We start from the raw sequence: 14,121 nt of genomic DNA, 5'->3' as shown, positions 1-14,121 counted from the left end.
GGCTATCTCCTACAAGCAGCTAACCAGCGGTTGCTGATAATATTTAAGTTTGGTGGTAAAGTCAGGCACTAACTCTGGATTGACGCCTTCTTTGATATTGATATCACAAGCGCCGATATTTAAAACCAGCGCTTGGTCAAAATCGATACTATCAAGTGGTATCAATACCTGCGAGCGTTTCTGCGTATGTCTCAGTCCAACTTTGATGGCAATAAACTGTGCATCCTGTGGAATACTTAGCTTAAGACTGGTGGCACGATTGGGAATGACGCTAACTTCTTTAGCAGCCCGCTCCTCTACCTCGGCGAATTGATTCTCTTCTTCTAAAAATCCAATATAAGCCGTACTCGCAGTGCCTTGTTTGGCACGTCCAGCATTGGCATTAGCCGCAGGAAGAATTTGCAGAGTAATACTTTGACGTTTTAGCTGTTCTTGCAAGGCTTTTTGCTCGTCATTCATTGACTCAAGCCGCTGTTGCTGTTGCTCTAGTTGCGCTTTTAGGTTTTGTAAATCTTCATTCATTGCCGTGCTTTTATGGCTAATAACGTCTTTCATGCTATCGATGACGGAAGCTTCGTTATTGCTACCTGACTTGCCAGCCAGTACAGACGCATTACTATCAGACTTACTAGCGCCACTGAGGCTACATCCTGATAGCGTGGTCGTTAATACCCAACCAAGAGCCACTGCCGCTATAGATAATTTCATACATTTGTCCATATTATTTCTGTATTTTGCTTTGTTATTGTCGTTATTGACTGGTCAAAATCTCTGCCATTTGCGGGCGACCAAGCACGCCTTTTTTGCGCAGCTCAACATGGCCCAAATCCATCATACGCCAGTCGCCACCCCACACTAGTCCAGCCGATTTTGCTACTTTACCATATAACTTGTAGCCCTGCATCGCCCATGGATCCTTTTCAGTAATCACAATTTTACCATTTCTAATAAAGGCGCTATCGCCTGCTAGACCAAACTGATGATAGCTCTTATAAGATCCTGCCTTGGTGACATTCGGGCCTTTTTTGAGCAAGCGTGCTTGCCTTCCCGGACTACGATAGCCCTCTAGCAGCACCATGTCATAACCATATTGATCACTCATCACCTTATAGACAGTCAACAGCCGTTGGACAAACTCAGAGTTCATCTTATTCCAATTACGGTCAGCATTTCTGATGTTAATGTGCCCATTGCTGATATGCGATGCCAAAATATCACCCGAGTAGCCCGTACTGTGGTCTTGGGTATTTAAATCAGACAGGTCAGGTTCAGGGAGCATTAAAGGCCTTTGTACTGGTGACGCGTCCGTCGCCACCTCCGGCCAATAGCCCTCGTCGGTTTGCGTGGCTTGATAGCTGGCAATCTCTGCTTCTAGCTCAGCGAAAAGCTCAGCAGGCGGCGCAGGCGGTGGTCGCAATCGCTCCCCGACCAGTAATTGACTGATTTGCGAGTTGGCAGTATTCAACGAATCATCTTGAGCATGATAAACCTCAAGAGAGTTATGCATAATCAGAAAATAACACCCCACTGTCGTCGTAAGAATGGCTAAAACAGATAAAGCAGGAACAATAGGAATGCTGTTAGGCGAGATACGTGGCAGAACTGGTAGCTTGAGCGTGGGGCGTTGAAGTTTGATCACCGAGACGCCTTGCCAAACAGTGCTCACCTTATCAAACAGTCGCTCATACAGCTGACGATCAAAAAGCATGATAATCACTGTAATGGAGACAAGCGTAAAAAGGATAACGACCAAATAAATCATAAGGAAAATAATGGCACAGTGAGGCATAAAGAAAAACAGCGGGCAAAATATTGGAAAATACTAATGTTCAGCCATCAGCATGTCGTAGCTGGCTATTATATAGACAGATGAGATATTTTTTTATAAAAAACCCAACTTAATTGTATTTTTTATTAACTGGCTATATTGACTAGTGATATAGCATGGCGATGAGCAAAAATCGAGAAGAAAAACCATCTTATGCTAATTAACCAAGCAAAGTAATGATACATGGTAGCGAGAAATCTTCAAATACCATAAACTACCTCTAATAAAATTATGTAGATAAGGGGTATGGCAAGTGGGCGTAAAAAAGCTAATAACTTACGGGCGCTATGCTCTTGCACTTTTTTTAGTCATTTATCTGTTATTGGTTTGGATGTACTTTAAAGATAATACGCTGCAACTTACCTCTGCAAGACTGCTGCTATGGTTTGTGATTATTCCAATAATTTTGTTTGGCTTTATCGTGTTTATTAGATGGCGACAAAAAAAATCAGAAGCAGAAGAACTAGCGCCAGCTCAGAAAATAAGCAAAAAAATAAAGACGCCACCTATCGATTCTTATCAATTGTTTATAGATAGCAGTATCTGTCTACCCGAAGGGATTGATTGGCCTGAAATCATAGACAATGATAACGATCTCACGGTATTGAGTGAAGCGCTATCAGACTTTGACGGCTTACCAATATTAACCAAGCCGATTGAGGGTGTGATCACCGAACAAACAGCGCTCTACGCTTACGATAATGAGCTAGATAACGAGGCATATCCTGAAGACGCGGCTGAAAGCCTAAATGAGCTAACCTTGCGTCTATGGGCATTGATTGATAATCAACTTACCGCAAGTGATGATGCACTAAGTGTACTGGCTCAGCATTTTGAGCGCATTATGCAACAAAATATCCATGAGCCAAACTCAGCGCTGAATATCCATCCAGAATGGCAGCAACACTACATCGCGAGCACAACAGAAGACTCCTCTGCAGAGGATAGCCTTCCCGTTATCTCATTGTCTACGCTGTCTGTTTATTTGTCTATTCCTGAGCTGGCTGATGCTAATTATCTGGTTGAAAGGCTAAAACAGCAATTGGCAACCTATGGTATTCCCGAGCAGCTACTCACTATTCAGACCATCATCGCTGATAAAAATCCTCGTCATACAGACTCTTTTCATAATAGCCATGACGGTGCTGATAGCGAGACCTATCAGCCGCTGCAATTTATTCACGGGCAACTTATTGCTCTGACCAAAGCTGCGACCCCCGAGATTTGTCTTTTTATCACCGTCGACTCACAGATTAATGAGCAATGGCTTGAAGCAAACTTATACGTAGACAACGCCTCCAATCTCTTGCCTACCGAAGCCGGTATATTGCTGATTTTCTATAACAAAGCCGCCAAAGACCTTCTCGATCTAGATCACAAGGTACGTTTTTCCATGACTGAAATTGGCGAGGCGCTACCCAATGATGCCAGTAGTATGGCCGCTGAGGTGACGCAGCAGGCTTATAGCAATACTCGCCAGCATTATTTAGCAAATTTGAAAACGATAAAACAGCTGTTACTAGATAATTCATTTGCTCTATTAGATCGCCATGACGACAAAACCAAGGCAGAAGAAAAAAAGTCAGCGCAGGCCATTGACAATAAAACAACAATGACAGATGCGTTAAGCGAAAATAGCATCACCCTCTTGTCAGACATTAATCCATCAACACAACCTTACGACTTATCCCTACTTATGACATTTATCGATGAATTTATAGCGCAAGGGGCGCTAGTAAATGACCACCATTTAGGGCATTATATGCCTCTGAACTCATGGTTACAGCCTTTTTTAAGTCTCGCACTGTTGGTCAGCGCTACCAAAGAACAGCCACAGGAGTCTGACATTAAACTCCTTATTACCCAACATAAGCACCGCTGTATGTTGTGGCTTGCAGAGCCCAACCAAACACTTTAGCCACTTTTAGTTCAGTTAATATTGCTCGTTTTATCGCTTATATCAGTCATTGTTTATGATGAAATGATGACTCTCTATTATTTCAAGATCACATTAGGTAGCAGGCATGTTCTCAAGGTTTTTTCATCTCATCTACAATCCAAGAGTGTTATTGGTCTTAGCTATCATAGTCGCTCTGGTCTTACTCTATGATTATGTCGCGCTACAAACCTTCTTCGTCATTATCGGTGTCTCCATAACCTGTCTGCTACTAGCGTGGTTTGGCTACTACTGGTGGAAAAAGCGTAAAAAGGCGGCCGCTGAGCTCGCAGATTTAGTAGAAGACAATAACGATGAAGGCGCTAATAGTGCCAATAGTAGTGCTGCTAAAGACGAGAATGCACAAGAAGTACAGGCCTTACGTCAGCAAATGCAAGACGCTATTAAGACCATTCGCAAGTCTAAAATTGGCGATCAAACTGGCAAAGCTGCACTGTACGAGTTGCCATGGTATATGGTCATTGGTAACCCAGCAGCGGGTAAAAGCTCGGCGGTACTTCACTCTGGGCTAAAATTCCCGTTTATGGAAAAAACCAACAAGCTGTCGGTACAAGGTGTCGGCGGTACTCGTAACTGTGATTGGTTTTTTTCTACTGAAGGCATCCTACTCGATACCGCAGGACGCTACTCTGCCTACGAAGATGACCGCTCAGAATGGCTATCGTTTTTAAACCTATTGAAGAAGAACCGCCCCAAAGCGCCTATCAACGGTATTATTATCGCCGTTAGTATCGCTGAGCTTACCAAAAATGACCCCAGTTACGCACTAGACTTGGCCAAAAACCTGCGTAGCCGTGTGCAAGATTTAACAGAGCAATTAGAAGTTTATGCCCCCGTTTATGTGGTCTTCACAAAAATGGATTTGGTATCAGGCTTCCGTGACTTTTTTAATGATTACGAGCAAGAAGAGCGCGGGCAAGTATGGGGCGCGACGATTCCCTATCCCGAAGACCCTGATAGCATCAATATCAGCGATGTGTTTGAAGAGCATTTTGGCGTGCTGGTTAACGGTCTAAAAGATCTTAGCACCACTAAGTTGTCTTTGCGTCACCAACGTACGGTATCTCCGAGTCTGATGACTTTTCCCATGGAGTTCCAATCATTACGGCCGATGATTAGAACGCTGATGCACGCCTTATTCGAAGACAACCCTTTTCAGTTTAAGCCCATACTACGCGGATTTTACTTCACCAGTGCCTTACAAGAAGGGCAAGTCAGCAGTCAAATGACCTTACAAATGGTGCAAAATTACGACTTGCAACCACCTGCAGTGCCTTTAAGTGCTCAGCAAGAAGCCGCCGACAAGCCTTACTTCTTGCATGATTTATTTTCTAAAGTCATCTTAAAAGACAAGCATTTGGTCAAACAACATAAAAACCGCAACAAGCGTAGCCATCGCGCGCTAGCCACCCTAGCCTCTGTGGTGGTGCTATGTACAGCAGTTGGTTTATGGACTTGGTCTTATGCCAATAACAAGCAATTGACTGAACGCGTAGAAGCTGACTTGCAGCAAGTCGCGCTGATGCAAAAAAATGCTAATGGTGATTTGCAGTCGCAACTTGAGTCGCTTACTATCCTGCAAAGCCGAATAGAGCAACTCGAAGGCTACGACGAGGATCGTCCGTTGTCGCTGAGCTTTGGGTTATATCAAGGAGATAAGCTCAAGAAAAAACTGCTATCTGAATATTATAATGGTGTAGGCATTATCGTGTTAGCGCCTACCAAACAGAACATTGAAAGGTTTTTGACCGACGTCAATACGAATGCGGCAGATCTAAAAGTGCAGGAGGCAGCAACCTCAGCAGTCGAATCCGAAACCGTGAGCAACGACGCTTATATACAATCTGACCCTACCGACGTAGAGGATGCTTATAATGCGCTGAAAGCTTATCTGATGCTGGGCAATCATGAGCACTTAGAAACCAGCCATTTGAGCGATCAGATGACACGTTTTTGGCGCACTTGGCTTGAGTCCAACCGTGCTGATATGCCGCGTGACAAGATGATTCGTCAGGCTGAGCGCATCTTAAGCTTTACGCTTGCTCATGTCGACGACCCCGCCTTTCCATTGATTCAAAATGACTTGGGACTGGTGGATAAAACCCGTACGACGTTGTCTAAAGCCAGTAAAGGCCAGCCTGCCCGTGAGCGTGTCTATTCTGAAATTAAAATGCGCTCCTCTGCTCGCTTTCCATCGGTGACTGTCGCACAAATCACCCAAGACAGTGCCAATGAAGTACTGCTAGGCAGTTATGTGATCTCCGGTACCTTTACCAAGCAAGCATGGGAATCGTTCGTGAGTGATGAGATCGATAAAGCTGCTACCAATAGAGTGGTTGCCGACGATTGGGTACTTGCGACCAGTAGCAAAGATGATTTGACGCTGACAGGCAGCCCTGAGCAAATCCGTCAATATCTGGTCAATCGCTACAAACAAGAGTACATCATTGAGTGGAAGCGCTTTTTATCACAGGTCTATATCCGTGATAGTAAAGGCTTTGACGATCATGCGCTCTTATTAAATCAGCTGTCTAACGCCACCGAATCACCGCTAAAAACACTATTTGAGACGGTAGATCGTCAGACCCAGTGGGACAATAAAGCCGCAAACCAACCCGCAGCGAATGGCTCCAACTCTCGGCGCTCATTTGTCAATTGGTTCAAGCAAACGATCCTGCGTCAAAGCCCAGCTGAGCTTCGTCAAGCAGAAGCGGCGATGAATAATGGCAGTAATAACAGTACCAATGAAGCGGCAGCCGTCCCTGCCAGTACCGGCATGGTAGCGCAGGAGTTCTCCTCAATACACAACCTAGTCACCCCAAGAGAAGACAATCAAGACTTATCGCTATTGGATAACTATTTGGCAAGCTTAGGAGATATTAGAACGCGGTTCAATAACATAGCCCGTAGCGATGATATCGGTCCTGATGCCTTGTTATTTGCTTCGCAAACGCTCAGCACTGAAGGTTCAGAGATGACCAAGTCCTTGCAGATCTTAGATGAGCAAATACTTAGCCAAGCCAACTCTGAAATAAAACAGCTGGTACGTCCATTGCTAAGCGAGCCGCTAACTCGCTCATTTACGATGCTCCTCACCCCGACTAAGGCTGAGATTAATAAAGTCTGGCAAGCACAAGTATACAAGCCCTTTTTGGATAACTTGGGCAATAAATATCCATTTACCGCCAATGCTAACTTGGAGGCAACCCCTGCTGAAATTGGACAGTTCTTTGGGGAAGATGGCTATGTCGCCAAGTTCGTTAACGAAACCTTATCGCCTTTTATCATCCGCCGAGGCGACCAAATCTCAAGTAAAATTTGGAATGGTGCAGGCTTAGGTCTGAATCCTAAGTTCGTCGCTGATTTTGGCAGATATTTTGTCAACTATACTGGTGGCAATGCTGGAAGCACGTCAGGTGCGAGTGGTGGCAGTGCCACTGCCAATCAAACCACATTCCAAATCATGCCTTTACCGGTTAGCGGTTTGACCGAATATACGATCGTCGTTGATGGACAGCAGCTGCGTTATCGTATGGGTACGCAAGCATGGACGACGTTTGTATGGCCAAATCCAAGTAGCCAACCAGGAGCCAGCATCAGAGCCAAAAACTACGATGGCAGGGATTACACCATATTTGAGGAAGCTGGTAGCTTTGGCGTTGAAAGGCTGATTAATAGCGCCCGCCGCACTGAGCTTGGCGACAATATCTTTGAGATGGCATGGTCAGGTGATGGCATCACTATTCCGGTACGTTTTAGAATCATCAGTGGTAGCAGTAGCACAGCCAGTCAAGGGCGCTCTAACAACCCCTTTACTGGTATGAAGCTCCCTAACGAGGTGATTGCCCTTGGGGTCACACGTACGGCAAGACCTGTTACGGATAATAGCGCAGCGGCTAATACCCCTAATAACAATAATGCTCGTGAATCAACTGGTCAAAATACTGAGCAAACGAGCACAGCCCCTCCAGTAGCAGGCGTGTTGAACTTGGCTCCTAGTACAGACGCCAATACAGATGCTAATACCAGTGCTATCACGAGTAACGTTCAGAACACCGAGGACAATAGTGGCAATGGCGCACAAACTGCCTCGTCTCCAACTACGGCTACCTCTGAACCGCGGGAGCCAACGCCATGACTCCTGAATCACTACCCCTAGTTTATTTTGGCAAATTACCAGCTCGTGGAGACTTTATCAGGGCGCGCGCTCATATCGCTGAGACCAATGCGATTGATCAATGGGTCAGTCAAGCCTTGGCGATATCAGAAAACTTATTCAGTGACGCGAGTGACTCGTTGATAGACAGCCCACCGACGAACAACATTGCTTTTTTGAACTTTAGTCACGTAGATACGGTATCTAACGAGATTATTACTGGCGTCCTGCTTCCTAGCCATGACAGTAGCCATAGAAACTATCCGCTTATCGGTTTTGGTGTGCTTCATCTCGATAAACCAAAAAGCTGGATGAACTATCTTCCCGTTAAGTCGTTAACGCTGTGGAATGAGACTTATGAAGTCCTGAGCGTGGCCAAGTCTAAAACCGATAGCGCTGAGGTTATGGCGGGTCTGAACGACGGTCAGCTTACCGTCAATAAAAACGCCAGTACCCACTATTACGATTTTATCAATACCACCACATTGCACGACATCGCGATATTGATGAACATCAGTAAATCACAACTGATACAACAAATCATAGCCACAGGCTTGTTATTCTTACCGACTTATAGCAAAGGCTTTAGCGGTCTGAATAAAGCCATATACTGGACTCTGACCTCTGACAGAGAAAACGCCATACATATGGCGACTTTTTGGCATGATCTTATTAGCGGTTTTTATCAGCCACACCAGCTCTATCTGAATACGTATCTGTACCGAGTTTCGAGCTGCTACCGCCTACTACTGAGCTTTACCAAGCCGGACGGTCGCATGCTTAGCCAGCTGGCAAGTAGTGAGGACAGTCATCCCGATGATTGGGTAATCATTGCTCATAGTGACTGGACACAAAGCTATATCGATGAAGATATCGGCTTAACTCGGTTTAACAAAATATTGTTGCAAGATGACCTTTATCTGTACGATACTAGACAACTGTTTAAAAAAACCTTCTTGGCACAGTAGCTATTCGATAATTGGTCGTTAACAAGCATGCTCTCAATAACAGTAAGATTAAAAAAGGTATTTTTATGCTAGCCCAAGTCTCAACCACAATACCTAAATTAACACATCGTAAAAAAAGCCTATTATTCGCAGCTGTTACTTTGTCTATGAGTGCTGCGGTGTTTGCGGCTCATAATGATGCTCATATTAATAATAGCCCTGAAGATGTGCCCGTGGTCATTAAAGGTGTCGTGGCTACCAGCTCGGATAAGCAGCAACTCCTTGAAAAGCTAAAGGCGCAATACCCTAACAAGCCCGTCAGAGATGAGATCGAAGTGCGTTCTAACATTAGCATACCGACCAACTGGCAACAGGTAGCGACCGCTATTATCGATAGTGATATCTCCAATATCCGTCAGGGTCGTATTGATATTCATGGGACTACCATTAGCTTGCATGGCAAGGTGAGCAGCATTGAGCAAAAGCAAGCCATCCAAAACCGGATACACACGCGCCTCACCGATCTTTACCAATTAGAAAATCAATTGGTCGTCGTAGAAGGTGAGCAGCGACTTATCGATGACACCTTGGGCAACCGTATTGTCGAGTTTGAATCCGGCAGCGCGAAGTTGACCTCAATGGGACTGGGTATTCTAGACGATATGGCAGGCGTCCTGCAGCGAGTTGGCGATAAACCAGTGACCATCATTGGACATACTGATAATGTGGGCAACCCAAGTGCCAATCTGGTCTTATCTAACAAGCGTGCCGAAGCAGTTAAGCAATACCTCATCGGTCGTAACATTGATGCGGCCCGTCTAAGTACCGCTGGTAAAGGTGACGCTGATCCTATCGCGAGTAATGACAATGAAGAAGGACGCACTCGTAACCGCCGGATCGAATTCAACCTTGGTGAATAACGCTGCTATATACGTTGATTATGGCAGCTAAGCACTAATGCTTATGATGCCGTCTCTGACACAAGAGGGACTACCCCTATGTTACGCTTGACCAACACCGTGCTTCCGATGCACCCTGATAGGCTGTATGCGATTGAAAGCAATAGCCAAGCCCCTTACGCCAGTGCTCGACAAGATATGGCGGCTCACCGAGCGTGGCTTCAGAAACTGACTCATGCTCATGAGGAAGCACACATCATCGCTCAGCTGAACCCGAACGGCTGTCACCAGCAAGAGCAGCACGGTATTGATACCTATCTATTACACGTCTATATCCATGAGCGCCATCATCCCCCTTTCACACCGTTGACGGCTTTAATCGGTAGTGCATTAACCTTGAGCTTTGATACGCCGAGCGGATTGACCTATCGTCATCTCTATATCACAGCCATTCGTCAATTGGATCATGATGGCAGTTATGGCTATTACCGTCTGCTGGCACAGCCGATTACCTATCGCTTGCATCAGCATCTACACAGTCAAATAGACACCAATTTATCTGTTCTCACTATGGTCTCAGAGCGCCTTAGCACACTAGATGTGGACGTGGTCGATGACAGCAGCAACGGTGAAAATGATACGAACTGGATACCCGCTCGTATGACTCAGTGGCAAATGAGTCATTGGTCACATATTTGTGAGCGCCTCGCGCGTCAAGGGCTGACGGCTTATCTGCGCCATGAGCAAACGGACGATCACAGCCTGCCAAAGCTCATTATCACCTCCGCCCATCCCAGCGATAGCGATGGCGTCAGCCTAAATATTGGCGCATTACGCTATCAACAAATATTACACGACCGTGTCCATGCCCCTGTCTTGGCCATCAGTGAGCAGGTCATCACCCAACCAAACTCAGTAACGATGCAGCGCTTCAATGCAGCAAATGTCGCACACCCAACCCAGTCAGCCGATATTGCGACGAGCAATAATGGGGATAAAGAAAACAATCAAACGAGTAGTCATTCACTCACTTTAGATAGCCCAGCCGCCTTTGCACCAGTAACCGATACTGAAACTATAGATGAGGCAAGCATAGTCGCTCACAGCCATCAAAGCAGATATAGCGTCTATCACGCCCTCGCCCATGCCACGGATTTGAATGTTGCTGATACTTTTATGCTTGTCGATCACAGTGCGCTCAATCAACACTACCGTGCTACCCATATCGTGCATCTGGCTCGCAATAGTCTAGCGCATGTCACAGGGCTGACCCAAAGCTCACGCCACCAACAGCGTCATGCGTCAACATTAGCAGCTGGCATTCACTTAACCCAGCTGAGCCTCATTACCGCTGATACCCCGTGGGTCGGATCGCTTTATAGTAGGCGATCTCTACCGCCGATGACAGGTATCACCGAAGCGCAAAGCGATATCGATAGCCGCAATCATATGACGCCCACGCGCAGCTATTTACTGGATAGTCCATCTCAGCCTATCAATCGCCTTGAGGCACAAGCTGGCGCTAACTATGGCACACACTTCACCCATCGAGCGGACGACCAAACCCTGATGCAGTCTATCGGGGATAGCGAGCATCTGATTAATACGGGTAGCTTATTATCATCAAGTCGCCCTAGCCTATTTGCCACGGATAACGAACAAGCAGTCGAAAGCGGTTATCGCAACACGGGTAACGGTTTATCGGAATGGATCACTGATCACCGTACAGAAAAAGCGTACTCTCAGCTAAAAGTAGACAGTGCTGGGATATCTGCCAGTCTAAAAATGGGGGTTATCAATCCATCAGAAACCACCAAACGTCAAGGTATCAATGCGGCTACTAACGCTCAAATCAATATAAAATCAGGCGAAGCCCTCGTCCTTTCCACTCAACCGCAAACTCATACGCAATCTGGACAACATAACTATCAGCAGCATACACCGACTCTGACCCAGACTGCTCTTGGTGGTCATCACTTAACTGAACGTTTAACGCAACTGGCAACAGGTCTTGGACATAACGTCAAAGATCATAACGCGATTAAGACGCAACTTGAGACTATCGCAGAAGAACAACAAACCAATACCCATCAAACAATGCCATTCGCGCTGATAGATAGCGCAGCTGACATAAGCTATGTGAGCGACGATACCATTATTCATAGAACTATGGGCGAGATGATTAGCACTACTCAGCAAGATATGAGTATTAGTAGTGGCGATAGTCATCATCAAGTCAGTAGCGAATCACTCAATATCATAGCCGATGGTCAGTTTAGTATGACAAATAGCAAGGACAATATTACTCTGTCTGCACATACAGGCAAGCTTGAAGCCACGGCTAAGCAGGATATAAACATCGCCTCCTCGACTAAAGCCGTTGAAGTGGTAGCGACGAATAAAATTACGCTAACGGCTGGTGGAGCTAGTATCACGCTTGATGGTGGTGATATTACGATAGCGGCAAAGCAGTTTACGGAGAAGGCTGGTAAGCATAGTAAGGCTGGTGGGGGGATTGATAGTAGTTATTTATCGCGGCTACCTTTTGATAAGTTAGTAGAAAAAGAGTTCTTTGATGAGCAGATTCAGTTGGTTGACCCAATGGGTAATCCATTGCCTGATATGAAATATCTATTAACGGGTAAAAATGTAAATATAAAATCAGAATCAGATATTGAGGGTAAGACGCCTCGTATAGATTCGGGAGATCAGGAAGATGAACTGAAGATGCAACTAGTCTGGTCTACTTTTTTAAATAATAATAAATAGGGTGAAGGCATGGTTACTAAAGCGAAAACCAATACAACTATAAATAGCTGTACACCGAAAGCTTGTACCTGCGAAGAGTTATGGTCTGTCTCTCAGCAGTTTTGCCTAGAGCGTATGAGCGAAAAGGTCTCAAATAACACTTACAACTTCGTGGACAGTTATAGTGTAAGAGCACGACGTATTGCAGGTACATATGCTAGGTTTTATTTAGAAACTGAAAAGAATGGAGATCCACGTAAAAAAGGTCGTTTTTATTGGATGGCTTTAGGTGCGTTCGCTAGTAAAACGGTAGCTTGCACTTTGGAGCATTGGACTCTTACAGTAACTAAACACGGTATTGCAGTCACTGCTAGTGATTGGTTTGGACAAGGTAACTTTTGGCTGTTCCAAGATATTGCGGGATGGCATCATTACTATAGTAGTTATGGGTCTAAAGTTTTCTTTAACTGTATAAGTAAACGACATTCAAATAACCTCGTTCCACAAATAAAAACGGCAATAAATAAAGCCGATTGGGCAGCAAAATCTTTGCCTAAGATTAATTATTTAAAGACCAACGAACATATTCAAGCAGGGTTTGCTGAAGTTAGAAAGTTCGAAGAACTTCCTTCAAGTGATAAAGTTAAATCACAAAGAGCTCAAGCTCAATATCAAAATGTACTCATTATCGCTCAACATGAACAAGGAAAAGTCCTTCAACCCTTAATTTATGAACAATGGCGGCATAAGCGTGAGATTAATGCAATGGAATTAGCAGGTGGACTAGCACCTGAGGTTAAGCTATTTTTCTCAAATACTTGTAATGTACCGCAAGTCACGGTGTACCCAACGTATCGTTATCGTGGCAGTCATCCTGAAAATAAAGACGACCCTAAATATGACAAGTATGTCTCTAAACCAGAATCAGATATTTTATTGTATAGTTATGAAAGCCGTATGAATTGGATTAGAAAAGCAGCAGAGAAATTTCATGGGTTAATGCAAACAGAAGAGAGTTACATGTTAAGCCAACTCCAAACGATGGCAGGCTGGTATCATAAACCTGATAAATTTTATCCATTCAACTAAAAGAAAAACACGATGCGATACTATCTACAACTTGCTTACGTTTTGTTTTTAAGCTTCTTTATAACAGCTTGTAATGCCCAAGATAAGGTAACCCCTATAATGCCTGATAAACCTTTAGAAATTTCATTAAACATGACTGCTAAAGAGTTATACGATGCCAACCCTGAGTATAAAGCTTTTCAAGAAGCGGACGCTCAACCTATGGGCGTTACTTTTCAAGGTTATGATTTTCCAAGATATAAAGAACCTACTGTCATTATTAAATATCCTAATGGTGAGTTAAGTATTGACGGTGTTATGTCAGTCTTGGCTTACGACGATAACAAACAAGCAAATTACAAACTCTCGAAAGTCAATCTTGGCTTTTTATTCAACCATAAAGTAAGCGGTATATCAGACGAAGATGCCTATCAGAAAATGATGGCTTTCTTTAAAGAACTACAAGATAAAGGTTGGACTTATGCTAAAAGTTTAAGTGAACCTCGTTTAAGCCCTAA

At 44.6% G+C, this 14,121-nt stretch carries 9 protein-coding genes; 7 read left to right on the top strand and 2 right to left on the bottom strand.

Annotated features, from left to right (window positions below; translation table 11 throughout):
- Nucleotides 1-9: 9 nt before the first annotated feature.
- Nucleotides 10-708, bottom strand: a complete 699-nt coding sequence (locus HQR03_RS10445) for a hypothetical protein (protein ID WP_025652082.1) — start codon at nt 706-708, stop codon at nt 10-12.
- A 43-nt stretch (nt 709-751) separates the two neighbouring features.
- Nucleotides 752-1,708 carry a M15 family metallopeptidase gene (locus HQR03_RS10440; protein ID WP_244952024.1) on the bottom strand — a complete coding sequence of 319 codons (957 nt, stop codon included), beginning with the start codon at nt 1,706-1,708 and terminating at the stop codon, nt 752-754.
- A gap of 373 nt (nt 1,709-2,081) precedes the next feature.
- Between HQR03_RS10440 and HQR03_RS10435 the strand changes: the two genes are divergently transcribed.
- From HQR03_RS10435 to HQR03_RS10405, 7 genes are all read left to right on the top strand, one after another.
- A complete protein-coding gene (locus HQR03_RS10435; protein ID WP_173240130.1) occupies nt 2,082-3,746 on the top strand; it encodes a hypothetical protein in 1,665 nt (554 codons plus the stop codon).
- Nucleotides 3,747-3,852: 106 nt separating this feature from the next.
- A complete protein-coding gene (tssM, locus tag HQR03_RS10430) occupies nt 3,853-7,923 on the top strand; it encodes a type VI secretion system membrane subunit TssM (protein ID WP_173240129.1) in 4,071 nt (1,356 codons plus the stop codon).
- Entirely contained in the window at nt 7,920-8,909 is a 990-nt protein-coding gene (gene tagF, locus HQR03_RS10425; protein ID WP_173240128.1) for a type VI secretion system-associated protein TagF, read from the top strand. The genes tssM and tagF overlap by 4 nt, the downstream gene beginning before the upstream one ends.
- A gap of 65 nt (nt 8,910-8,974) precedes the next feature.
- On the top strand, nt 8,975-9,808 hold the full coding sequence (locus HQR03_RS10420) for an OmpA family protein (RefSeq protein ID WP_173240127.1): 834 nt from the start codon (nt 8,975-8,977) through the stop codon (nt 9,806-9,808).
- 78 nt (nt 9,809-9,886) lie between these two features.
- Nucleotides 9,887-12,556: a DUF2345 domain-containing protein gene (locus tag HQR03_RS10415; protein WP_173240126.1), complete on the top strand. Its 2,670-nt coding sequence runs from the start codon at nt 9,887-9,889 to the stop codon at nt 12,554-12,556.
- Nucleotides 12,557-12,565: 9 nt separating this feature from the next.
- Nucleotides 12,566-13,624 (top strand): DUF2515 family protein, encoded by a 1,059-nt coding sequence (locus HQR03_RS10410; RefSeq protein ID WP_173240125.1) that lies wholly within the window; start codon nt 12,566-12,568, stop codon nt 13,622-13,624.
- A gap of 99 nt (nt 13,625-13,723) precedes the next feature.
- Nucleotides 13,724-14,121, top strand: a 398-nt coding sequence (locus HQR03_RS10405; protein WP_173240124.1) for a hypothetical protein, incomplete at its 3' end; no start/stop codon positions are given.

The organism is Psychrobacter okhotskensis (assembly GCF_013248965.1).
In the GTDB taxonomy this organism is placed as follows: domain Bacteria; phylum Pseudomonadota; class Gammaproteobacteria; order Pseudomonadales; family Moraxellaceae; genus Psychrobacter; species Psychrobacter okhotskensis.
The sequence above is the reverse complement of the archived record's forward strand: the minus strand, read 5'-3'. Positions and strand labels throughout refer to the sequence as shown.